Below are 21,831 nucleotides of genomic sequence, written 5' to 3' on the forward strand. Positions count from 1 at the left end.
ACAAGACGAGGCAAACCACATGATCACAACCCTGGGCTTTCTGATGATGCTCAGCATCATCGTGCTGATTCTGCTGCGCCGGATCAGTCCGGTGGTGGCATTCACCACCATTCCCGTCGCCATCTGCCTGCTGGCCGGCTTCAGCCCGCAGCAGATAGGTGAGTTCATCAAGAGTGGTTTGATCACCGTCGCACCGACGGCGGCACTGTTCCTCTTCGCCATCCTGTTCTTCGGCATCATGCGTGATCGTGGCCTGTTCGATCCGCTGGTCAACCTGCTGATCCGCAGCACCGGCGGCAAGCCGCTGGCGGTGGCTGTGGTCACGGTGCTGGTCACCGCCGTGGTGCACCTGGACGGAGTGGGCGCAGCGACCTTTCTATTGACGATTCCGGCGCTGTTGCCCCTTTATCGGCGGTTGAACATGAGCCCCGCCATGCTGCTGTGTCTGGTCGGGACCACCGCCGGGGTTGGCAACATGGTGCCCTGGGGCGGCACCACTGCGCGTGCGGCCGCGGTCTCCGGGCTGGACGCCACCGAGCTGTGGCTGGGGTTGCTGCCGGTACAGGCGGTCGGCCTGGTCTGCATGTTGATCGTTGCGGTGCTGCTCGCCCGCCGCGCTCAGCGTGGCCGGCCGGTGTCGCTGGGGGCTGCGGCGACGATCGACTTCGCGTCGACCCAGCCCGAGCCGCGCGAACACGCGCTGTCGCCCAGGACGCTGCGCTACTGGCTCAACGTAGCCCTGACGGGCGCGATCCTGGCCTGTCTGTTCACCGGTATCTTTCCCCTGTACGCCTGTTTCATGGTCGGCCTGGGTATCGCACTGCCGCTCAATTTCGTCTCGCTGGACGCCCAGGCCGAACGGCTCAAGGCCCACGCTTCGGATGCGCTGCAGATGGTGCTGGTGATGATGGCCGCAGCGGTACTGCTGGGCGTGTTGTCCGGCGCGAAGATGTCCGACGGCATGGCGCTCGCGCTGATCGAGATCCTGCCCGCCGGCTCGGCGCAGTTCCTGCACGTGATTATCGGTGCCTTCGGCGTCCCGCTGGGCATGATCTTCTCCCCGGACGCCTACTACTTCGCCCTGCTGCCGGTGATCCGCGACGTCGCGGTGGCCGCCGGTGTGCCGCTGGAGGCTGTCGCACGGGCCATGCTGATCGGTGAAAACACCGGCTTCGCCATCAGCCCCGTGGTCCCGAGCGTCTACCTGGCGCTCGCCCTGGCCGGCGTCGAGCTGCGCAAGCACATCGCCTTCACCTTCTTCTGGGCGTGGGGCGTGAGCCTGGTCATGCTGGCCTTCGCCCTGGCGATCGGTGCGGTGCAGGTCTGATCGCCGCGATGGCAATGGCATGACGCGAAACGCAAAAGCCCCGGACTTTCATCCGGGGCTTTTGCGTTGAAGATGGCGCACTCGGCGGGATTCGAACCCACGACCCCTGCCTTCGGAGGGCAGTACTCTATCCAGCTGAGCTACGAGTGCGCTGCGGGGCGCAATCATACGCATGTCCTCCGCGGTCGTCCATGGCGCTTGGACAGCTGGGTGGCGAATCGCGTTAGGGCTGCGGTGGCGAGTCGAGCGGCCATCAGGCTGGGCTATGGCGCGTTAATTTTTCCGAACATGGTGTTGCCTGTTATCGGGCGATAGGCCTAGCATTCGTTCGAGATTTCAAACGCTTCGCCCCATAACAGGAACCCTGAGGTCATCCCTCGCTCTGACAAGGTCGGACGGTTCCACTGTTGATCGCCCCCGTATCGGCCAGACGGCCTCGGTCCAATTCCCGGCATCGCGCCGGCTTTCAGGAGACTGCCATGCAACTCAAAGACACTTCGCTGTTCCGCCAGCAGGCTTATATCGACGGCGCCTGGCAGGACGCGGACAGCGGCCAGACCATCAAGGTCAACAACCCGGCCAGCAACGAGATTCTCGGTACCGTGCCGAAGATGGGCGCCGCCGAAACCCGCCGTGCCATCGAAGCGGCCGAGCGCGCACTGCCGGCCTGGCGTGATCTGACCGCCAAGGAGCGCTCGCAGAAGCTGCGTCGCTGGTTCGAGCTGATGATGGAGAACCAGGACGATCTGGGCCGGCTGATGACCCTGGAGCAGGGCAAGCCGTTGGCTGAATCCAAGGGCGAAATCGCCTACGCCGCCTCCTTTATCGAGTGGTTCGCCGAAGAGGCCAAGCGCATCTATGGCGACACCATCCCGGGCCATCAGAAAGACAAGCGCATCATCGTCATCAAGCAGCCAATCGGCGTCACCGCGGCCATCACGCCGTGGAACTTCCCGGCGGCGATGATCACCCGCAAGGCCGGCCCGGCATTGGCGGCCGGTTGCACTATGGTGCTCAAGCCGGCCAGCCAGACGCCGTTCTCCGCGTTGGCCCTGGCCGAACTGGCCGAGCGTGCCGGTATCCCGAAAGGTGTGTTCAGCGTCATTACTGGCTCGGCCGGCGACATCGGTGACGAGCTGACCGCCAACCCGACGGTGCGCAAGATCAGCTTCACCGGTTCCACCGAGGTCGGCGCCAAGCTGATGGCGCAATGCGCGCCGGGGATCAAGAAGGTGTCGCTGGAGCTGGGTGGTAACGCGCCGTTCCTGGTATTCGACGATGCCGATCTCGACGAGGCGGTGAAAGGCGCGATGCAGTCCAAGTACCGCAATGCCGGCCAGACCTGTGTCTGCGTCAACCGCATCTATGTGCAGGACGGCGTCTACGATGATTTCGCCAAAAAATTCCAGGCTGCAGTGGAAAAGCTCAAGGTCGGCAACGGACTGGAAGAGGGCACCGACATCGGCCCGCTGATCGACGACCGGGCCGCGGCCAAGGTCAGGGAGCATATCGAAGATGCAGTCGCTAACGGCGCGCAAGTGGTTACCGGTGGCAAGGCGCATCAGATGGGTGGCAGCTATTTCGAACCGACATTGATGGTTAACGTGCCGCATAACGCCAAGGTGGCCAAGGAAGAAACCTTCGGTCCGCTGGCGCCGCTGTTCCGCTTCAAGGACGAGGCCGAGGGCATCGCTCTGGCGAACGACACCGAGTTCGGTCTGGCTGCGTACTTTTATGCCCGCGACCTGGGGCGCGTGTTCCGCGTGGCCGAAGCCATCGAGTCGGGGATGATCGGCATCAACACCGGGATGATTTCCACCGAGGTGGCGCCGTTCGGTGGCGTGAAGTCCTCCGGTCTGGGCCGCGAAGGCTCGAAGTACGGAATCGAGGATTATCTGGAAATCAAATACCTCTGCCTGGGGTTGTAAACCCGCACTGTTCCACGAGGAGCCAGTTCCTATCCAGGGCTGGCTCTTTTTTTCGTTCCGGTTTCGTCATTGCCTGATGACCGGCGTGCCCTGAGCGCCGCTCGTCTGCCCATCTCGCATGGCAGAGTTACCAAGCCTCGGTTATGCCCCGAGCGCGGCATGGTTTATGTCGCTTGCTAGCCGCGGGGATTATTGCCAGTCTCTCGACATGCGGAAATGAGTCAACTATTCTGCTGTGCGAAACATGATTCCGTGAAATCATAAATCCAATCACATTTCACAAAGCGGAGGCCTGCCATGACGGACGTCGTACGGCTCGAACTTCAGGGCGAGATTGCTCTGATCACGGTCAACAATCCACCGGTCAACGCCCTCGGCCAGGCGGTGCGTGAAGGTCTGTTGCAGGCCTTTCAGAGCGCCGAAGCGGACCAGCAAGTCCGAGCAGTGGCGCTGGTGTGCGAAGGCACTACCTTTATTGCCGGCGCTGACATCAAGGAGTTCGGCAAGCCCCCGCAAGCGCCGAGCCTGCCGGAGGTGATCGAGGTCATTGAAGGCAGCAGCAAGCCGAGCGTCGCCGTCATTCATGGCACCGCCTTGGGCGGCGGATTGGAAGTCGCGCTGGGCTGCCATTACCGCATCGCCCGCAAGGATTCCAAGGTCGGGCTGCCTGAAGTGAAGCTGGGCTTGTTGCCCGGCGCCGGTGGCACGCAGCGCCTGCCGCGTCTGGCCGGCGTCGAGAAGGCGCTGGACATGATCGTCAGTGGCACGCCGATCAGTGCTGCCGAGGCGGTTGAGCACAGCATCGTCGATGAGCTTTTCGAGGGTGATCTGCGCGAAAGCGGCCTGGCCTATGCCCGCCGTATGGTCGAAGAAGGCCGCGCACCGCGTCGCACCGGCGAGCAGACCCGCGGCTTGGAGGGTGCCGACAATGAGGCGCTGATCCGCGCCAAGCATGCCGAAGTCGCCAAACGTATGCCTGGGCTGTTCTCGCCGCTGCGTTGTATCGCGGCGGTCGAGGCGGCAACCAAGCTGCCGCTGGCCGAAGGTCTCAAGCGTGAGCGTGAGCTGTTCGCCGAGTGCCTGAACTCGCCACAGCGGGGTGCGTTGGTTCATTCATTCTTCGCCGAGCGCCAGGCCGGCAAGATCAATGACCTGCCGTCCGATGTGAAGCCACGCCCGATCAAGACGGCCGCGGTGATCGGCGGCGGCACCATGGGCGTCGGGATCGCCCTGAGCTTCGCCAATGTCGGTGTGCCGGTGAAGCTGTTGGAACTCAATGACGAGGCCCTGCAACGTGGCCTGCAGCGCGCTCGAGATACCTATGCGGCGAGCGTCAAGCGCGGCAGCCTGACAGAAGACACAATGGAAAAGCGCCTCGCGCTGATCACGGGCGTGACCGATTACGCCGTGCTCGCCGATGCTGATGTGGTGGTCGAAGCGGTATTCGAGGAAATGGGCGTCAAGCAGCAGGTCTTCGAACAGCTGGATGCGGTGTGCAAACCCGGCGCGATCCTCGCTTCCAACACCTCATCACTTGATCTGAACGCCATTGCCGCCTTCACCGAGCGTCCTGAAGATGTGGTCGGGCTGCATTTCTTCAGCCCCGCCAACGTCATGCGCCTGCTCGAAGTGGTGCGCGGCGAGAAGACCAGCAATGAAGTGCTGGCGACCGCCATGGCCATCGGCAAGCAGTTGAAAAAGGTCTCGGTGGTGGTCGGTGTGTGCGACGGCTTCGTCGGTAACCGCATGGTCTTCCAGTACGGCCGCGAGGCGGAATTCCTCTTGGAAGAGGGCGCCACGCCGCAACAGGTCGACGGTGCACTGCGCAACTTCGGCATGGCCATGGGGCCGTTCGCCATGCGCGACCTGTCCGGCCTCGACATCGGCCAGGCGATCCGCAAGCGCCAGCGCGCGACGCTGCCGGCACATCTGGATTTCCCCACCGTCTCCGACAAGCTCTGCGCCGCAGGCATGCTCGGGCAGAAGACCGGTGCCGGTTACTACCGCTACGAGCCGGGCAACCGCACGCCGCTGGAGAACCCTGAACTCGCGCCTATGCTGGAAGCAGCGTCGCAGGAGAAGGGCATCGAGCGAAAGGCGCTGGACGAGCAGTACATCGTCGAGCGCTGCATCTTCGCGCTGGTCAACGAAGGCGCGAAGATCCTCGAAGAAGGCATCGCCCAGCGCTCCAGCGACATCGATGTCATCTACCTCAACGGCTACGGTTTCCCGGCCTTCCGCGGCGGCCCGATGTTCTATGCCGACAGCGTCGGGCTGAACACCGTGCTGGCGCGGGTCAAGGAACTGCACGCACGTTGCGGCGACTGGTGGAAGCCCGCGCCGCTGCTGGAAAAACTGGCCGCCGAAGGCCGCACCTTCACCGAATGGCAGGCCGGGCAGTGAGCACCGCCCGCCTGCAAACCGAACGCACCATGAGGACCTTCCCATGAACGTCAACTACACGGCCGAAGAGCTCGCCTTCCGCGATGAAGTGCGCGCCTTCCTCACCAACGAGCTGCCGGCGGACATCGCCGCCAAGGTCAAGCTCGGCAAGCACATGTCCAAGGAAGATCACCAGCGCTGGCAGCAGATCCTGGTCAAGCGCGGCTGGTACGCGCCGGGCTGGCCGGTGGAGCTGGGCGGCACCACCTGGGGCCCAGTGGAAAAGCACATCTTCGACGAGGAATGCGCCGCCTTTGGCGCGCCGCGTAGCGTGCCGTTCGGCGTCAACATGGTCGCACCGGTGATCATCAAGTTCGGCACCCAGCAGCAGAAGGATCATTACCTGCCGCGCATCCTCTCGGGTGAAGACTGGTGGTGCCAGGGCTATTCCGAGCCGGGCGCCGGTTCCGACCTTGCCAGCCTCAAGACCCGTGCCGTGCGCGATGGCGACCACTACGTCGTCAACGGCCAGAAGACCTGGACCACCCTCGGGCAGCACGCCAACATGATCTTCTGCCTGGTGCGCACCGACCCCGAAGCCCAGCAGCAGCGCGGCATCAGCTTCCTGCTGATCGACATGAAGAGCCCCGGTATCAGCGTGCGGCCGATCATCACCCTCGATGGCGATCACGAGGTCAACGAGGTCTTCTTCGACAACGTTCGCGTGCCGGTGGAGAACCTCGTCGGCGAGGAAAATCAGGGGTGGACCTGCGCCAAGTACCTCTTGACCCACGAGCGCACGGGCCTGGCCGGCATCGGTGCCTCCAAGGCCGCGCTGGCGCATCTCAAGCGCATCGCCATGAAGGAAGTGTGCGACGGCAAGCCGATGCTCGAAGACCCGCTGTTCCGCGCTCAGGTCGCGGAAGTAGAAATGCAGCTGATGGCCATAGAAATGAGCACCCTGCGCATCCTCGCCGCGGCGAAGGAAGGCGGCGTGCCCGGCGCCGAGTCGTCGATCCTCAAGGTCAAGGGCACCGAGATCCGTCAGGCCATCACCCACCTGCTGCGCAAGGTCATCGGGCCCTACGCGTTGCCCTTCCTCGAAGAGGAGCTGCAGCTGGACTACGACGGCGAGTTGCTGCACGCCGACTACAGCGCGTCGCTGGCCGGCGATTACTTCAACATGCGCAAGCTGTCGATTTTCGGCGGCTCCAACGAAATCCAGAAGAACATCGTCTCGAAGATGATTCTCGAGCTGTAAGGGGGCACCGCAATGGACTTCAAACTGACTGAAGAACAGCAAATGCTGCAAGACACCGCGGCGCGTCTGGTGCGCGACGCCTACCCGTTCGAGCAGCGCGAGAAATTCAGCGAGTCGGAACTGGGCTTCTCCGCCGAGTTCTGGGGCCAGCTGGGAGAGCTGGGCCTGACCGCCGTGCCGTTTGCCGAGGAGATCGGCGGCTTTGGCGGCGGCGGCGTGGAAACCATGCTGGTCATGACCGAGCTGGGCCGTGGCCTGACGCTGGAGCCGTATCTGCAATCGGTGATCTTTGGCGGCGGCTTGCTCAGCCAGCTCGGTTCAGACGCGCAGAAGCAGGACCTGCTGCCCCAGGTCGCCGCCGGTTCTCTGCAACTGGCGGTGGCGCTCGACGAGCCGCAGAGTCATTACAACCTCAACGATGTACAGACCAAGGCTGAAGCGGTCAACGGCGGTTATCGCCTGTCCGGACGCAAGGCCGTAGTGATCGGCGGCCACAGCGCCGGGCAGATCATCGTCTCCGCGCGCACTTCCGGCGACAGCCGCGACGAAGCCGGCATCAGCTTGTTCCTTGTCGATCCGAACGCCCGAGGCGTCAGCCGCCGCGTCTACCCGACCATCGACGGGCGCAGGGGCTGCGAGCTGTTCCTCGACAACGTACAGGTCGGCGCCGACGCGCTGCTTGGCGAAGTCGGCAGCGCACTCCCGGCGCTGCGCTACCAGCAGGGCCGCGCTATCGCCGCGCAATGCGCCGACGCGTTGGGCAGCATGGACGAAGCTTGCAAGCTGACCCTCGACTACCTGAAGACGCGCAAGCAGTTCGGCGTGCCGATCGGCAAGTTCCAAGTGCTGCAGCACCGCATGGTGGACATGCAGACCGAGCTGGAGCAGGCCACCAGCATGGCGATCCTCGCCGCGACCTTTGCCGATGGTGAAGACAACGACGACCGCCGTCGTATCATCGCCGCGGCGAAGTACATCTGCGCCCGCGCCGCGCGCAAGGTGGCCGAGGAGGCGATTCAGCTGCATGGGGGCATCGGCATGACCTGGGAATACAACCTCGCCCACCACGCCAAGCGCCTGGTGATGATCGCCCACCAGTTCGGTGATGATGATCATCATCTGAAGGCCTATGCGAAGTTGATGCAGGTGGCGTAATCGGCCAGCTTGCAACGCAAGAACCCGCTCTCAGGAGCGGGTTTTTTTGTCGGCTGGCGCCGGTAGGGTGGATGTCGCCTTTTACATCCGCGCGGGTGGCTTGGCGCCGCCGCATTGCGGTGGATCGGTGAAGCGTGATCCACCCTACGATCGCAGGCGATATTGCGGCTCACGTAGATGATGTCGTGGGTGGCGATGAGGCTACGTCGCCGTTGCCAGCGCACCAGTTTGGCCCTGGTGGCTCTGCTCCAGCTCCGGCAACAAATACTGCGTCCAGAGTGTAGGTGCGAAGGCGCGGCGGAAGAACCCGAAGTGGCCGATGCGATCGGCACCGACTTCGTCTGGGGCGATGCGGCGCATCTGTTTCGGTGCGGCGGTGTAGAAGCCATGCAAGGACTCGGTATTGCGCGCCGACATCATCTCGTCGTCAGTAAACGACAAGGACGTCAGCGGCGTCTGTACCTCGGCGAACGCACGGCGCATGGGGTCGCCCTCGATGCCAACCAGGTAATCAGGATGCAAGCACCAGCGACGCCACTGACGAATGACGCCCGCCGGCAGGTCACCGACTGCACCGATACGCCCACCGGGGAAATAGCCGAACAGAGGCGTGAGCAGCGGAGCCAACCCATGCCAGAGCAACCAGGCTTGGCGACGAATCTGTGGACTGTTATCGCGCCAGTAACCGCTGCCTGCGGCAATGGTGACGATACGGGCGAGTTGCTCATGGCCTTTGACCAACGGCAGGATCTGCGCACCGACACTGTGGCCAATCCAATAAAGCGGTAGCGTTCCGGCCGCTTCCGCAACGTTTGCCAGTACGGCGCTGCAGTCGTGGCGGGCCCAGTCGAGAATGTTCACCTCGAGCTGGCGTAAAGGAATATGGCGGGATCGGCCCATGCCGAGGTAGTCGAAGGTCACCACTAGAAATCCGCGCTCGGCGAGCCAACTGGCGAAATGGGCGTAGAAGTCCTGCTTCACAGCCATCGCTGGAGCGATCAACACGGCACCGCGAGGTGTATCGGCGGGGTGATACCAGCAACTGGCCAGCTGATGGCCGTTACCGTTGTCGATTGAGCGTGCTTCGGCCTGTATCGTCGCCATATTCTTCTCCGGTCCTTTTTGTTGTGCCTGGATCGGTGCAGTATACGAACACTAGAAATTAATTCTAGAACATTATTCTAATCGGAGCGCCGATGGCCCGAAGCAGTCGCAAGCAGGAAATTCTCCAGGCCGCGCTGGCCTGTTTCACCGAAAACGGAGTGGAAGCCACCACCATCGAGATGATCCGCGACCGTTCCGGCGCGAGCATCGGCAGCCTTTATCACCATTTCGGCAACCGCGAGCGGATCATTGCGGCGCTGTATCTGGAAGGCATCGGCGAGTATGCCGCATTGCTGGAGGCCGGGCTGATCGAGACGCTGGAGGCCGAGGCCTGCGTAAAACTCTTCGTTACCAGCTATATCGATTGGGTGGTGGCGAACCCGGACTGGGCGCGTTTCGTGCTGCATAACCGTGGTCGGGTCGAGGCGGGAGAAATGGGCGAGCGTCTACGTGAGGTGAATCGAACCCATGGCGAGCGAGTTGCTGCGATTCTGCGTCGCCATCGCGACAGCGGCGCCTTTCGCCGCATGCCCGGCGACTGCTTCCTTGCAGTGGTGATCGGGCCCTGTCACGACATGGCCCGTAACTGGTTGGCCGGGCGTGCGCGAACGCCGTTGGCCGATTGCCGCGATCTGCTCGCCGACATCGCCTGGGCGAGTGTCAAAGCCTAGTGGTTGCCCGCGTAGGTCAGACGCCGAGACTCTCGATGTCACGTGCGAGCATTTCCAACTGGTGCGCCAATGAGCCCCTGAGCGTTTCTTCGCTGAGCTGGAACGACGGTGCGCCACAGGTCAACGCCATGATGCTGCCGTCGGCCAGGTGCAGCGGCACGCCAGCGGCCATTACATTGCGGTCCCAATCGCCGAGGGACAGGCAGAAGCCATGCTGACGGAATTCCTCGAAGGACTCCTGTAGCGACTTTTTCATGGTGGGCCAGTCTTCGCCGTATTTGGTTTCCAGCGCGGCCATCAGGTGCTCACGCTCTTTTTCCGGTGTGGCGGCGAGAAAGGCGCGGCCTGCCGAGGTGGTGGCCAGCGGCAGGCGCACACCTGCATCCATCCGCAGCGTCGAAATCTCGGGTGGACGACAGTTCTCGACGTAGATCATCGACAGCCGATCGCGGCAGGTAAGGCCCACGGAGGTATTGGTGCGACGAGAAAACTCGTCCATATACGGCTTGGCCAGCTGGCGCACGCGCAGGTTGGACACATAGGCATAACCCAAGGCCAACACGCCGGAATCGAGCTGGTACTTCTCCAGTTGCTGGGAGTAGCTGAGGTAGCCGAGCTTGGTCAGGGTGTAGGTCATGCGCGACACCGTCGGCTTGGGCAAGCCGGTGATGCGAGCGATGTCCTGATTGCCCATCACCACCGAGCCGTGGGTGAAGGCGCGCAACACATCCAGGCCGCGAGACAGGGCCTCGACGAACTTGCGGTCCTTGGGGTTCTCGATCTCTTCAACATCGCTCATGGTGGTGTCAGTCTGTCTGGTAGTGGGCAGCGGGGGCGAACGATAGCAGATCGCCCCGAAGCCTGGCATGGACCCGTTGCTGCGGGGAACTTATTCCATGATAGTCAAAAAAGGCGAATCTGAATTCCGCACAGTAAAATAATAATCCGCTCTATGTGGCCGGAAGCCTTTTCCTACGAGGATTTCTGATGCCTGGACGCCAATGATTGGAGGCTTAGCCGCTGATGGCGAGCGCCTGCCGGGCAATGTCCTTGGCCGCTGCAGCTGCGGCAGTCCGTTTCGACGCTATAAGCCTATATAAGGTAGACCACTAAGTCTGCGAGGCGACGAATGGCGAATTCATGCGATCCGGCCACGGTGCGGCCTGGCGGGTGTTCGAGACGAGCGGGGCCAGCGAGGAAAAGTCACTCCGCGCTTGTTGCTCGGGGGGCTTTCTGATATAAAGCAGCGCTCTTTTCTAGGGGCCCGGTTTCTTCGCTTGCCGCGTAGCCGGTAAGACCCCAACGAAACGTGGCGCTGAGCGCCAAAAAAGACATTTGAATTCAAGCGGCCAACCCATGCCGGGTTGGGCATGTGGTTTTAGAGGGCTGAGGCATGTCGAGAGTCTGTCAAGTTACCGGTAAGGGTCCGGTAACCGGGAACAACATTTCCCACGCGAACAACAAAACCCGTCGTCGTTTTCTGCCGAACCTGCAGCATCACCGCTTCTGGGTCGAGTCCGAGAACCGCTTCGTCCGTCTGCGCCTGACTGCCAAGGGCATGCGCGTCATCGACAAGCGCGGCATCGACGCCGTTCTGGCTGAACTCCGCGCTCGCGGCGAAAAGGTTTAAGGAGAACTATCATGCGTGACCTGATCCGTTTGGTGTCCAGCGCCGGTACCGGCCATTTCTACACCACCGACAAGAACAAGCGCACCACGCCCGACAAGATCGAAATCAAGAAGTACGATCCGGTTGTGCGTAAGCACGTGATCTACAAGGAAGCCAAGATCAAGTAATTGATCGGCCCTTGAAGAAAAACCCGCCTCGGCGGGTTTTTTCGTTTCTGCGCTAGCGCTCCTGTCAGGCTGTCTTGCGGATGGCGTCAGCCAGGCGCTCGATCATCGCGTCGATGTGTTCACGCTCGACGATCAGTGCTGGCGACAGGGCGATGGTGTCGCCGCTGGCGCGCGCTAGGAGGCCATCCTCGAAGCATTGGCGGAACACCTCGTAGCCGCGCCTGCCGGCGCCCTCAGGGTGGGCGGCGAACTGGACGCCGGCGACCAGGCCAACGGTCCGGATATCGGTGACGTTGGGCAGACCCTGCAGGCTGAACAGCGCGTCCTGCCAATAATCCTCGATCTCGATGGCCTTCTGGAACAGGTTGTCCCGCTGGTAGATCTCCTGGGCCGCCAGCGCAGCGGCGCAGGCCACCGGGTGACCGGAATAGGTGTAGCCGTGGAAGAACTCGATGGCGCCTTCCGGGCCTTGCATGAAGGCGTCGTGAATCGTTTCGGCGACGAACACCGCACCCATAGGGATCGCCCCGTTGGTCAGGCCTTTGGCGCAAGTGATAATGTCCGGCGTGACGCCCCAGCGCTGCGCGGCGAAAGCTTCACCGACGCGCCCGAAACCGGTGATCACCTCATCGAATATCAGCAGGATGCCGTGTTTGGCGGTGATGTCGCGCAGACGCTGCAAGTAGCCCAGCGGCGGTAGAACGACGCCGGCCGAGCCGGACATCGGTTCAACGATCACCGCCGCGATATTCTCCGCACCATGCAGCGTGACCAGGCGCTCCAGCTCGTCGGCTTTTTCCATGCCGTGCTGCGGCAGGCCACGGCTGAAGGCGTTGCGTTGGACGTCCAAGGTATGCGGCAGATGATCGACGCCCGGCAGCAGCGCGCCGAAGGCCTTGCGGTTGTTGGCCATGCCGCCGACCGAAATGCCACCGAAGCCGACCCCGTGATAGGCCAGCTCGCGACCGATCAGGCGGGTGCGACTGCCCTGGCCGATGGCGCGTTGGTAGGCCAGGGCGATTTTCAATGCGGTGTCGGCGGACTCCGAGCCCGAGTTGGTAAAAAACACCCGGTTCAGTCCGGTCGGGCTGATCTGCGCCAGCCGCTCGGCCAGTTCGAAGGCCAGCGGATGACCCATCTGGAAGGTCGGTGCGAAGTCCATGCGGGCGATTTGTCGGCTGACCGCCTCGGTAATTTCGCGGCGACCATGACCGGCATTGCAGCACCAGAGCCCGGCGGTGCCATCGATCACCTGGCGTCCATCGCTGGCGGTGTAATACATGCCCTCGGCGCTTTCGAGCAGGCGCGGGCTGCCTTTGAACTGGCGATTGGCGGTAAAGGGCATCCAGAAGTGTTCGGCAGACGCGGCAGCGTGCAGATCGTTGGCCATGACTCGCTCCGACAGGACAGTTTTGACGGCTATGCTGTAACGCGACGTCATTCCAGCGCACAGCGGTTTCGGCGAGTCTATGTTTGATAAAACGCACAAAACAAGGCGTCAACAGCAGTTTCGTAAAAAATATTGATAGGCCTGGCACTGCTGGTTTAGGGTGCTCTTCTGATTGTTCGACAGATACCGAGGATGCCCCATGACCACCCTGACACTTGCCGACTGGCAACAGCGCGCTCGCGATCTGCACATCGAAGGCCGGGCCTTCATCCAGGGCGAATACACGGCATCCACGGCTGGAGCCAGTTTCGACTGCATCAGCCCTGTCGACGGGCGGGTACTGGCGCAAGTGGCGAGCTGCGATGAGGCTGATGCCGATCGTGCCGTGATCAGCGCGCGCATGGCCTTCGAATCCGGCGTCTGGTCGCGGCTGGCGCCGGCCAAGCGCAAGGCCGTGATGATCCGTTTCGCCGATCTGTTGGAAGCCAATGCGCAAGAGCTGGCGCTGTTGGAAACCCTCGACATGGGCAAGCCGATCAGCGATGCCCTGGGCGTGGACATTCCCGGTGCGGCGCGGGCGTTGCGTTGGTCCGGCGAAGCCATCGATAAGATTTACGATGAAGTGGCGGCCACCCCGCACAATCAGCTCGGCCTGGTTACCCGCGAGCCGGTCGGCGTGGTGGCAGCCATCGTGCCTTGGAATTTCCCCCTGATGATGGCCTGCTGGAAACTCGGCCCGGCGTTGTCCACCGGTAACTCGGTGGTACTCAAACCCTCCGAGAAATCACCGCTGAGCGCGATCCGCGTGGCGCAACTTGCCATCGAAGCCGGCATCCCGCCAGGTGTGTTCAACGTGCTGCCCGGTTATGGTCATACGGTCGGCAAGGCGCTAGCGCTGCACATGGACGTCGACACACTGGTGTTCACCGGCTCAACCCGGGTCGCTAAGCAGCTGATGATCTACGCGGGCGAGTCGAACATGAAACGCGTCTGGCTGGAGGCGGGCGGCAAGAGCCCGAACATCGTCTTCGCCGATGCGCCGGACCTGCAGGCGGCTGCCGAGTCGGCGGCCAGTGCCATTGCTTTCAACCAGGGCGAGGTTTGCACCGCCGGCTCGCGCCTGCTGGTCGAGAGCTCAGTGAAGGAGCGCTTCCTGCCGCTGGTGGTCGAGGCGCTCAAGGGGTGGAAGCCGGGCAATCCGCTGGACCCGGCCACCAACGTTGGCGCCCTGGTCGACACCCAGCAGCTCGATACCGTGCTCGGCTACATCGAGGCGGGGCGCAATGATGGCGCCCAAGTGCTGATCGGTGGCCAGCGGACCCTGCAGGACACTGGCGGACTATACGTCGAACCGACCATTTTCGATGGCGTCAGCAATGCCATGAAGATCGCCCGGGAAGAGATCTTCGGTCCGGTGCTGTCGGTGATCACTTTCGACACCGCGGCCGAAGCCGTGGCCATCGCCAACGATACCCCCTACGGCCTTGCCGCGGCGGTGTGGACGGCGGATCTGTCCAAGGCGCACCTGACCGCCAAGGCATTGCGTGCCGGTAGCGTCTGGGTCAACCAGTACGACGGCGGCGACATGACCGCGCCGTTCGGGGGCTTCAAGCAGTCCGGCAACGGCCGCGACAAGTCCCTGCATGCGTTCGACAAATACACCGAGCTGAAGGCCACCTGGATCAAGCTTTGATGGAGCGGCTAGAAGTCGAAAGCTAGAAGCTAGAAGCTAGAAGTAAAGAAGCCGTAGGGTGGATGTCGCTTTTTACATCCACCTTGAGTTCGTTACGGTGGATCGATGGGGCGTGATTCACCCTACGCTTCCAGCTTCCAGCTCCAACCTGCCTACTGCCCCCAACGACCGCTGCGGCGCATCGCGCCCCATTGATGCTTGCGCCGCGAAAACCATTGCCATAGCCCACGGCAGCGCCACAGTGTATTCAACTGGCGGTAGCCGAAATTTTCCAGCACGGCCATGAGAAACAGCCTCAACATGTCGCGCCGCCGCTCATAGACGCGGAACGACATGGTTTCCAGCAGCAGCCCGTTCACCGACAACAGAATGCCCATGCCGATGGCGACCAGCAGGAAGGTCGCCAGCGCCGCGTAGGAGACCGCGCCAAGCATGAAACCACCGATCATGAAGCCATAGCCGACCAGCTCGATCAGCGGCCCCAGCCACTCGAACAGCGCCATGAATGGCCAGGCCAGCCAGCCCGGCGTGCCTCCGCGCGGGCTGAACGCGAGGCGAGCGTGGCGGGTCAGGCTTTCCGCCAGCCCACGCTGCCAGCGGCTGCGCTGGCGCCCCAGGGTGCCGATGTCTTCTGGACACTCGGTCCAGCAGATCGGATCCGGGAGGTAGCGGATGCGATAGGGAATGCGCTTTTCCCGGTGATAGCGATGCAGCCGCACCACCAGTTCCATGTCCTCGCCGACCGTGTCGGTGCGATAGCCGCCAACATCCATGACCCGCTCCTTGTCGAACAGGCCGAAGGCGCCGGAAATGATCAACACTGCGTTCATCGGCGACCAGCCGAGGCGGCCAAAGAGAAAGGCGCGCAAATACTCGACGATCTGGAAGCGTGCCAGCCAGTTGCTTGGTAAGCCGGCACGGATCAGAAAGCCGCCGCGCACTTGCGAGCCGTTGGCGATGCGCACGGTGCCACCTGCCGCCACGGTGCGCTCGTCTTCCAGAAACGGCTGCACCACGCGCAGCAGGCTGTCACGCTGAAGGATGGAGTCGGCGTCGACGCCGCAGAACAAGCCGTGACGCGCGGCGTTGATGCCGGCATTGAGCGCGTCCGCTTTACCACCGTTGGCCTTGTCGATCACGCGCAGATTGCCATAGCGGCGCGAGCGATAGATGGTCGCGACCGGCTGATGAGCGACGGCCTGGCGCAGTGGCTCGGGATGCGGCACCAGCTCGAACTCGTCGATCAGTACGGCAAGGGTGTTGTCCTTCGAGCCGTCGTTGATCACCACCACTTCGAACTCGGGATACTGCAACTGCAACATCGAGCGCACCGAGGTGCGGATCGTCGCCTCCTCGTTGAAGGCCGGCATCAGCACCGACACCGGCGGCTCGACACCGAGGTAGGGCGCGATTTCGCCGGTTTCGGTGCGCTGGCGGATGTAGCCCGTCAGGCTGGCCATCGACAACATATTGAGCAGCAGGTACATACCGTTGAGCAGTAGAAAATAGAGGATGAATCCCAGTTGCAGCCACCACAGCCAATCGCCGCTCACCGCCGCACCTCCGCGATGGCTCGGCGCAGTGCGTCTTGACCGTAGCGGTCTTGCACCTGATCGAGCAGTTGCTCCAGACGTTCCGGTGTGGTGCCGGGCAGCGCCGCCAGGCTGTCCGCGGCGGCTTGTCGAACCCACCAGTTGCTGTCGCTCAGCAGCGGCATGAACAGGGCGTTGTCGTCGCTGCGCGCCTGGTTGTGCAGTGCCCGCAGCGCCTCCAGGCGCACCTCGGCATGGCTATGCTGCAGCGCGCGTAACAGCCGCGCTCGATCACGCGGATCGCCCAGTTCGCAGAGGCAACGCAGGGCGACCTGCAACTGCTCCGGCGCGGCGTCTTCCTCCAGACGCGCGCGCGCCCACGGCGCTGCGTGACGGGGATCGCCATAGACCAGCAAACCCACCAAGCGCTCGCGGCGTGGATCTTCAGAACCGGCAAGGGCGATCAGCAAGGGCAGGGTCACGGCCTGTTCACCGGCCTGCTGGCAGAGACTGGCCAGGCGTGGCAACGCCCAGTCGGAACGCGCAACGGCCGCCGGCAGGATAAGTTGCATCGCACGCGGCGCATCCATGGCGATCAGCGTCTGTGCCGCCGTCAGTGAGACGATCGCGTTGCGGTTCATCAACAGCGACTGCACCGCCTCCCAGTGGGCGGGATCGGCAAGATGGCGCAGGCAGGTCAGCCCGATCAGCTTGCTTCGCACCCGCCCGCGCAGCAATCCCAGGGCGTGGCGGTCCATATCAAGGGCGACGAGGGCGCGATTCATGCGCTCGCGCGCGGTACCGCGCAATTGCAGTTGGGTGCGGTTCCATTGCAGCAGAAACCACAGCTGGCGATTGCGAGGCAGCGCAGGCACCGGCTCGGGTAGCTCGTCACCGAGGCTGCACAGCGCGAAGAAAGGTCGCCATTGCTCGTTGAACGATTGCCGCCGTGCTGAACGGCGCCTGGCGACCTCACCGAGCAGCAAGACCTGGAGCATCACCAGAGAGGTCAGGCCACCCAGGCCCACGGCGCAATAAAGCGCCAATTGCAGCATGCCGTCTTCCGGCCATATGGCCAGCCAGGCAATGCGCGGCACCTCGCAAAGCCAGATCGGGCAATCCAATTCAGAAAGCATGGCGGACGCCGAGCTGCAGCCAACGCCGCGTGTAATAGTCACCCTGGCGGTGATGGCCGATCTCCCAGGTGAGTGCCCACCGGTTGTCGAGCCAGTGCCGGCCTTGCAGGCTGAGGGCGCGCACGTCGCTGGTGATCAACCGTTGCTCCTCGACGGCTTCTTCCTCGCCGACTGTCAGGCGAAGCCCCGCGTAGTTGAGCCCGGCGTAGTAGTAATCCAGCGCCAAGTCGTGGCCGATCGGCGTACCGGCGTTGGCGACGTCGGTCACGTTCAGCGTGTAGCCGGCGCGCCACGAGTTCCAGTAGCGCTCGGCGCTGAGCGCCAGCCGATCGACTCGGGTGGTTTCGTACTCGGTGCGTCTGATACTGGCGGCGCCGAGAAAGCCCGCCGGTAGCCGTCGTTGCAGGCGTAGATCGGCGTGCCATTCAGGCAGAAAGTAGGGCGATGGCTGGTAGCCGATCTCGGGCTGGAGGGTCCAGTTGTCATCCAGGGCGATCACCGCACCCGCCTCGACACCCTGATCCCATTCGCCGAAGCGCTGTTCGCGCAGCAGGGCACCGTACCAGCCGAGGCCTTCCGGTTGCGTCGAGGCATAATCCAGGCGCTGACTACGCCAGTTGTCGAAACCGCTGTCCAGCCAGTCCTGGCGGGCGGACAGTTCGAGCTCATGGCGGCGCTGCGTCGGCGCTATGACAGGTGGCGCGGTCGCGGTTGCCGGTGATGTCAGCGCGGCACGGGCCTGCTGTATGACCTGCTGGATGTCGGCATAATCCGGCGCGATCTCGGCGGCCCGCTCGAGAGCCGTCAACGCTGTCTGCGGATCTCCGGCCCAGAGCAGCGCCTGGCCCTGCCCGAGCAGATAGTCGGCATTGTTCGGCTCGCGTTGCAGTAACTGCTCGTAAAGGGGCAGCGCCTGCTCGGGGTTGCCCTGCCAGGCACGAACGCGGGCCAGCAGAAATTGTGCTTCGCTGTCATCGGGCTGGCTGGCCAGGTGGGTTTCAAGGGTCGCCCCGGCGGCATCGAATTGCTGTGCCGCGACCTGCCGTTGAGCGGTCGCGACATCCGCCAGCGTCAACGACGGCAAGAGGCACAAGGGCAGCGCCAGAAGCAGGCGATTCATCGTGGCCTCCTCAGCAGGCGACGGATACGCGCCAGCAGTTCCTCCGGTTGGAAGGGTTTGGTTACGTAATCATCGGCGCCCAGTTCCAGCGCCCGGACGATGTCCACTTCACGCGCCTTGGCCGTGAGCATGAGTACCGGAACGCGTCCCAGCCGGGCTGGGCGCGCAGCCGTTCGATCAGCTCCAGGCCATCGTGATAGGGCAACATGATGTCCATCAGCGTCAGGTCGGGCGGGCTGGAGCTGCTCAGTTTCTCCAGGGCCTGACGACCGTCGACCGCATGCTCGACGCTGAACCCATGGCGCTCGAGCATGAAGCGGATGAGGAATGCGATGTCCTCTTCGTCCTCCACCATCAGAATGCGCTGGCTTCCGGAATCACTCATGCGTTGACCTCTTCGGTATCTGGGGCCTGACCAGGCGGCCAGTGTTGAAGCAACTGCTGGATCAGTTCGGCAAGCTCTTTGCCGTCATGGCGGGTCTTGACCAGCTGGCGCAGCGCCAGGCGGCTGTCTTGCACAGGCGAATCCAGCGCGGAAAAGATGATCACCGGCGGGGGTGGCAGGGTCTGAGCCAACTGATCGAACAGTTCGCTACCATCACCGTCGGGCAGTAGCAGGTCGATGATCGCCAGGTCGAAGTGCTGGTGGTCCAGCAGGCGGCGGGCTTCGGCCAGACTGGCGGCGCACTGCAACTCGATGTCCAGGGGTGCGACCAATCGGACCAGCAACGCCTGCAGATCTTCGTCGTCCTCGACATGCAAGATGCGCGCGCGGGCTCCCCGGGGATCGAGACAGGCACGCACCACCTCCATGACCCGTGACGGATCGACCGGCTTGTGCAGCCAGTCGATTACGCCCACCGCACCGCCGCGCAGGGTGCCGTCGTCATTGTCGCGGCGCTGCGGTTGCAGGCTGACGATCAGCACTGGCAAATGCCGATAGAGGTTCTGGCTGCGCAGGTTCTGCAGGAAAGCGATGCTGTCCTCATCGTTCAGCGCGGGGCTAAGGGTCAGTGCCTGGACGCTGTATTCGGCCAACAGCGCACGGGCCTGGGCGGCGGTTTCGGCGAGCAATGTCGTGTAGCCGTGCTGCTCAAGGATATTCGCCAGCTGCGCAGCGGCGGGCGCATCGGGTTCAAGTATCAGAATGCGCGCTGCTGGCCGGCTCGTCCCGTCGTCCGGCAATGCCCGCTCCGCCATCGTCGGACTGATTGCCGGCGTCCGTACTCGTGGCAGACGTAGCCAGAAACGCGTGCCCTGGCCTTCCTGCGAGTCGAAGCCGATCTGACCGCGCATCTGGTGCACCAGCGACCGGGTGATCGCCAAGCCCAACCCAGTGCCGCCACGTCTGCGCGCATCGGAGGAATCGGCCTGGGCGAAACGCTCGAAGATGCGCGCATGGAACGCCTCTGGAATACCCTGGCCCTGGTCCTGCACGCCAATCTCGAGGTTGCCGTCGTCGCTGTGCAGCTCGACGCTGACCACGCCGCCGGCCGGTGAGTGCTTGATCGCATTGGAGAGCAGATTGGCCATCACCTGGGCAAAGCGGTCGGGGTCTAGATCGACCTCGGCCCGGAGCGGATCGGCAGGCTGAACGAGCTTCAGGCTGACAGCGTAATCGTCCGCGTAGGGCCTGATGTCGAGCAGGGCCTGTTCGATCAGCGCCTGTACATCGCAATGGCTGAAGTGGAACCGCAAGCGTCCAGCTTCCAGCTTCTCGATATCGAGAATGTCATTGATCAGGCGCACCAGGCGCTCGCTATTCTTGTGGGCGATATCGAGCAGTGGACGCGTCCCTTCGCCGATCTCGCCGCCGATGCCGCCGACCAGCATCCCGAGTGCGCCGCGAATGGCGGTCAGCGGTGTACGCAGCTCGTGGCTGACGGTGGCGATGAATTCGGCCTTCATCTGTTCCATGCGTCGCCTGAGCGACATATCGACCGCCACGGTGACGACGTGGCAGGCGCCGCTGGACATCGTCATGGGGCGCTTGACCACCTGCAACCAACGCTCATGGCCCTGTGCATCGGTCAGCTCGACCTCGGTGATGCGCAGTTCGCCGTTGCCGCTGAGCAGCTCCATTTCACCCTGCAACAGGGGCAGCACCCGCTGGGCACCGATAACGTCCTCGGCTCTGCATCGCTCGATAGCGCTCGGATGACTGTCGAGCAGGGCGGCGAAGGCGTTGTTGCACAGCAGGAAGCGGCCCTGCACATCGCGTACGAAAATCAGGTTCTCATCGGTGTCCACCACTCGCCGCAGGAACATCTTCTGGTCTTCGAGTTTGTCGTGGCTGCGTTGGAGTGCGGTGACGTCGCGGGCGATTGCCAGGTGATCGCCAAGACCGGTGGGCGCCAGGCGCACCTCGAAGGTGCGCTGGCTATCCGCTTCACACCAGGTCGTTCGAGAGAACGCCAGGGCGTCGTCCGCCTGCTGTAGCAGGCCCAACAGCAGCGGCTCGATGGCACTGGGTGCCGGGCTGCGACTGTCGCTCGCCTGGGACAACGCGGTGACTCGCTGCTGCTTGTCGATGGCGTACAGGTTGTCGGGGATGGCCTGCAACAGGGCATCCAGGCGCGCCTTCCCGGCCTGCGCTTTGTCCGCCAGTGCGTAGCGGATCTGCAAATTGCGGCGAGTCGCCCACAGGGCTGCGAAGAACAAGCCTGCCACCGTCAGGCTGCCGATCAAAGCCTGCCGCCTGCTGTGCTCGATCGTCTCGGCCAATGCGCGGTTGGCGGCGGCGAGCTGTTTTCGCTCGCGCTGCTCGACCGCCCCGAGGAGCGCTCGTAAATTGTCCATGACCTGCTTGCCACCGGACAGGCGCGAGTGCTCGGCGGCAGCTTGCAGTCCAGCGTTGCGGCGTGTCTGGATGTTACCGGCGGCGATCACCAGGCGCTCGGCCACGTTCCGGTCGAGCTGCTCGAACCAGTGACGGTTGGGATATTCGCGATTATCGAGCAGCGTCTGCAATTCACGACGGCGTGCTTCGACTTGCCTCAGCCCGCGCTCGTAGGGTTCCAGATAGTCGGGTACGCCGGTCAGGACAAAACCACGGGCCCCGGTTTCGATGTCCTGCAATGAGGAAAACATGGCCTGGATGGCCGTGATGACTTCCAGACTGTAACTGACGGACTGGTTGGTTTTCAGCACTGCTTCTGTGGTTCGCTTGCCCTGCCAGCCGAGGGCGACGAGCAGCATGAACGCAAACAGGAAGGCGAGCGGATGCCAGCGTATAGCGGGTTTTGCATGCAAAACCGATACTCCTTCCGCCGGTTGAAAAGGCATGGACCGCAATGGAATCGGCTTTAGCTACGTCCAGCGCTGCAAACCTGGGG

At 63.2% G+C, this 21,831-nt stretch carries 18 protein-coding genes and 1 tRNA gene; 9 read left to right on the top strand and 10 right to left on the bottom strand.

Annotation, left to right across the window (positions count from 1 at the left end; translation table 11 throughout):
• Positions 1 to 19 precede the first annotated feature (19 nt).
• A complete protein-coding gene (locus tag ACL0K2_RS13970) occupies positions 20 to 1,327 on the top strand; it encodes a CitMHS family transporter (RefSeq protein WP_045164275.1) in 1,308 nt (435 codons plus the stop codon).
• A 73-nt stretch (positions 1,328 to 1,400) separates the two neighbouring features.
• On the opposite strand, the gene ACL0K2_RS13975 is transcribed toward ACL0K2_RS13970, so the two are convergent.
• Positions 1,401 to 1,477 (bottom strand) — tRNA-Arg (locus ACL0K2_RS13975).
• Positions 1,478 to 1,806: 329 nt separating this feature from the next.
• On the opposite strand from ACL0K2_RS13975, the gene gabD reads away from it, so the two are divergent.
• From gabD to ACL0K2_RS13995, 4 genes are all read left to right on the top strand, one after another.
• Positions 1,807 to 3,255: an NADP-dependent succinate-semialdehyde dehydrogenase gene (gene gabD, locus ACL0K2_RS13980; protein ID WP_413042864.1), complete on the top strand. Its 1,449-nt coding sequence runs from the start codon at positions 1,807 to 1,809 to the stop codon at positions 3,253 to 3,255.
• 297 nt (positions 3,256 to 3,552) lie between these two features.
• On the top strand, positions 3,553 to 5,658 hold the full coding sequence (locus ACL0K2_RS13985) for a 3-hydroxyacyl-CoA dehydrogenase NAD-binding domain-containing protein (RefSeq protein ID WP_413042865.1): 2,106 nt from the start codon (positions 3,553 to 3,555) through the stop codon (positions 5,656 to 5,658).
• Positions 5,659 to 5,701: 43 nt separating this feature from the next.
• The gene (locus tag ACL0K2_RS13990; protein ID WP_045164271.1) at positions 5,702 to 6,898 is read left to right on the top strand and encodes an acyl-CoA dehydrogenase family protein; all 1,197 of its coding nucleotides are present in this window, start codon (positions 5,702 to 5,704) and stop codon (positions 6,896 to 6,898) included.
• Positions 6,899 to 6,910: 12 nt separating this feature from the next.
• Positions 6,911 to 8,053, top strand: a complete 1,143-nt coding sequence (locus ACL0K2_RS13995; protein WP_045164270.1) for an acyl-CoA dehydrogenase family protein — start codon at positions 6,911 to 6,913, stop codon at positions 8,051 to 8,053.
• Between the two features lie 201 nt (positions 8,054 to 8,254).
• Here the strand turns inward: ACL0K2_RS13995 and ACL0K2_RS14000 are convergent, their stop codons facing one another.
• Complete coding sequence (locus tag ACL0K2_RS14000; protein ID WP_045164269.1) at positions 8,255 to 9,157, bottom strand: serine aminopeptidase domain-containing protein; 903 nt, start codon at positions 9,155 to 9,157, stop codon at positions 8,255 to 8,257.
• A gap of 92 nt (positions 9,158 to 9,249) precedes the next feature.
• Between ACL0K2_RS14000 and ACL0K2_RS14005 the strand changes: the two genes are divergently transcribed.
• On the top strand, positions 9,250 to 9,828 hold the full coding sequence (locus ACL0K2_RS14005) for a TetR/AcrR family transcriptional regulator (RefSeq protein WP_045164268.1): 579 nt from the start codon (positions 9,250 to 9,252) through the stop codon (positions 9,826 to 9,828).
• Positions 9,829 to 9,844: 16 nt separating this feature from the next.
• Here ACL0K2_RS14005 and ACL0K2_RS14010 read toward each other — a convergent pair whose 3' ends face one another.
• Complete coding sequence (locus tag ACL0K2_RS14010) at positions 9,845 to 10,627, bottom strand: IclR family transcriptional regulator (protein WP_045164393.1); 783 nt, start codon at positions 10,625 to 10,627, stop codon at positions 9,845 to 9,847.
• Between the two features lie 594 nt (positions 10,628 to 11,221).
• Between ACL0K2_RS14010 and rpmB the strand changes: the two genes are divergently transcribed.
• Positions 11,222 to 11,458 (top strand): 50S ribosomal protein L28, encoded by a 237-nt coding sequence (gene rpmB / locus ACL0K2_RS14015; protein WP_019339373.1) that lies wholly within the window; start codon positions 11,222 to 11,224, stop codon positions 11,456 to 11,458.
• An 11-nt stretch (positions 11,459 to 11,469) separates the two neighbouring features.
• The gene (gene rpmG, locus ACL0K2_RS14020) at positions 11,470 to 11,625 is read left to right on the top strand and encodes a 50S ribosomal protein L33 (RefSeq protein WP_014854577.1); all 156 of its coding nucleotides are present in this window, start codon (positions 11,470 to 11,472) and stop codon (positions 11,623 to 11,625) included.
• A 64-nt stretch (positions 11,626 to 11,689) separates the two neighbouring features.
• Here the strand turns inward: rpmG and ACL0K2_RS14025 are convergent, their stop codons facing one another.
• Positions 11,690 to 13,015: an aspartate aminotransferase family protein gene (locus ACL0K2_RS14025; protein WP_239611370.1), complete on the bottom strand. Its 1,326-nt coding sequence runs from the start codon at positions 13,013 to 13,015 to the stop codon at positions 11,690 to 11,692.
• Between the two features lie 199 nt (positions 13,016 to 13,214).
• Here ACL0K2_RS14025 and ACL0K2_RS14030 point away from each other — a divergent pair, with 199 nt between their 5' ends.
• Positions 13,215 to 14,708 carry an aldehyde dehydrogenase gene (locus tag ACL0K2_RS14030; protein WP_045164266.1) on the top strand — a complete coding sequence of 498 codons (1,494 nt, stop codon included), beginning with the start codon at positions 13,215 to 13,217 and terminating at the stop codon, positions 14,706 to 14,708.
• 152 nt (positions 14,709 to 14,860) lie between these two features.
• Here ACL0K2_RS14030 and ACL0K2_RS14035 read toward each other — a convergent pair whose 3' ends face one another.
• From ACL0K2_RS14035 to ACL0K2_RS14060, 6 genes are read right to left on the bottom strand one after another with little or no spacing between them, the layout of a single operon-like run.
• Positions 14,861 to 16,261, bottom strand: a complete 1,401-nt coding sequence (locus ACL0K2_RS14035) for a glycosyltransferase family 2 protein (protein ID WP_413042866.1) — start codon at positions 16,259 to 16,261, stop codon at positions 14,861 to 14,863.
• Entirely contained in the window at positions 16,258 to 17,376 is a 1,119-nt protein-coding gene (locus ACL0K2_RS14040; RefSeq protein WP_045164264.1) for a HEAT repeat domain-containing protein, read from the bottom strand. Before ACL0K2_RS14040 ends, ACL0K2_RS14035 begins: the two co-directional genes overlap by 4 nt.
• Entirely contained in the window at positions 17,366 to 18,496 is a 1,131-nt protein-coding gene (locus ACL0K2_RS14045; RefSeq protein ID WP_045164263.1) for a YaiO family outer membrane beta-barrel protein, read from the bottom strand. Before ACL0K2_RS14045 ends, ACL0K2_RS14040 begins: the two co-directional genes overlap by 11 nt.
• On the bottom strand, positions 18,493 to 18,603 hold the full coding sequence (locus ACL0K2_RS14050) for a hypothetical protein (protein ID WP_413042867.1): 111 nt from the start codon (positions 18,601 to 18,603) through the stop codon (positions 18,493 to 18,495). The genes ACL0K2_RS14045 and ACL0K2_RS14050 overlap by 4 nt, the downstream gene beginning before the upstream one ends.
• Positions 18,558 to 18,881, bottom strand: a complete 324-nt coding sequence (locus ACL0K2_RS14055) for a response regulator (RefSeq protein WP_413042868.1) — start codon at positions 18,879 to 18,881, stop codon at positions 18,558 to 18,560. Before ACL0K2_RS14055 ends, ACL0K2_RS14050 begins: the two co-directional genes overlap by 46 nt.
• The gene (locus ACL0K2_RS14060; RefSeq protein WP_413042869.1) at positions 18,878 to 21,748 is read right to left on the bottom strand and encodes an ATP-binding protein; all 2,871 of its coding nucleotides are present in this window, start codon (positions 21,746 to 21,748) and stop codon (positions 18,878 to 18,880) included. The genes ACL0K2_RS14055 and ACL0K2_RS14060 overlap by 4 nt, the downstream gene beginning before the upstream one ends.
• Positions 21,749 to 21,831 lie beyond the last annotated feature (83 nt).

Source organism: Pseudomonas sp. YJ42 (genome assembly GCF_047225135.1).
Lineage (GTDB): Bacteria > Pseudomonadota > Gammaproteobacteria > Pseudomonadales > Pseudomonadaceae > Stutzerimonas > Stutzerimonas stutzeri_E.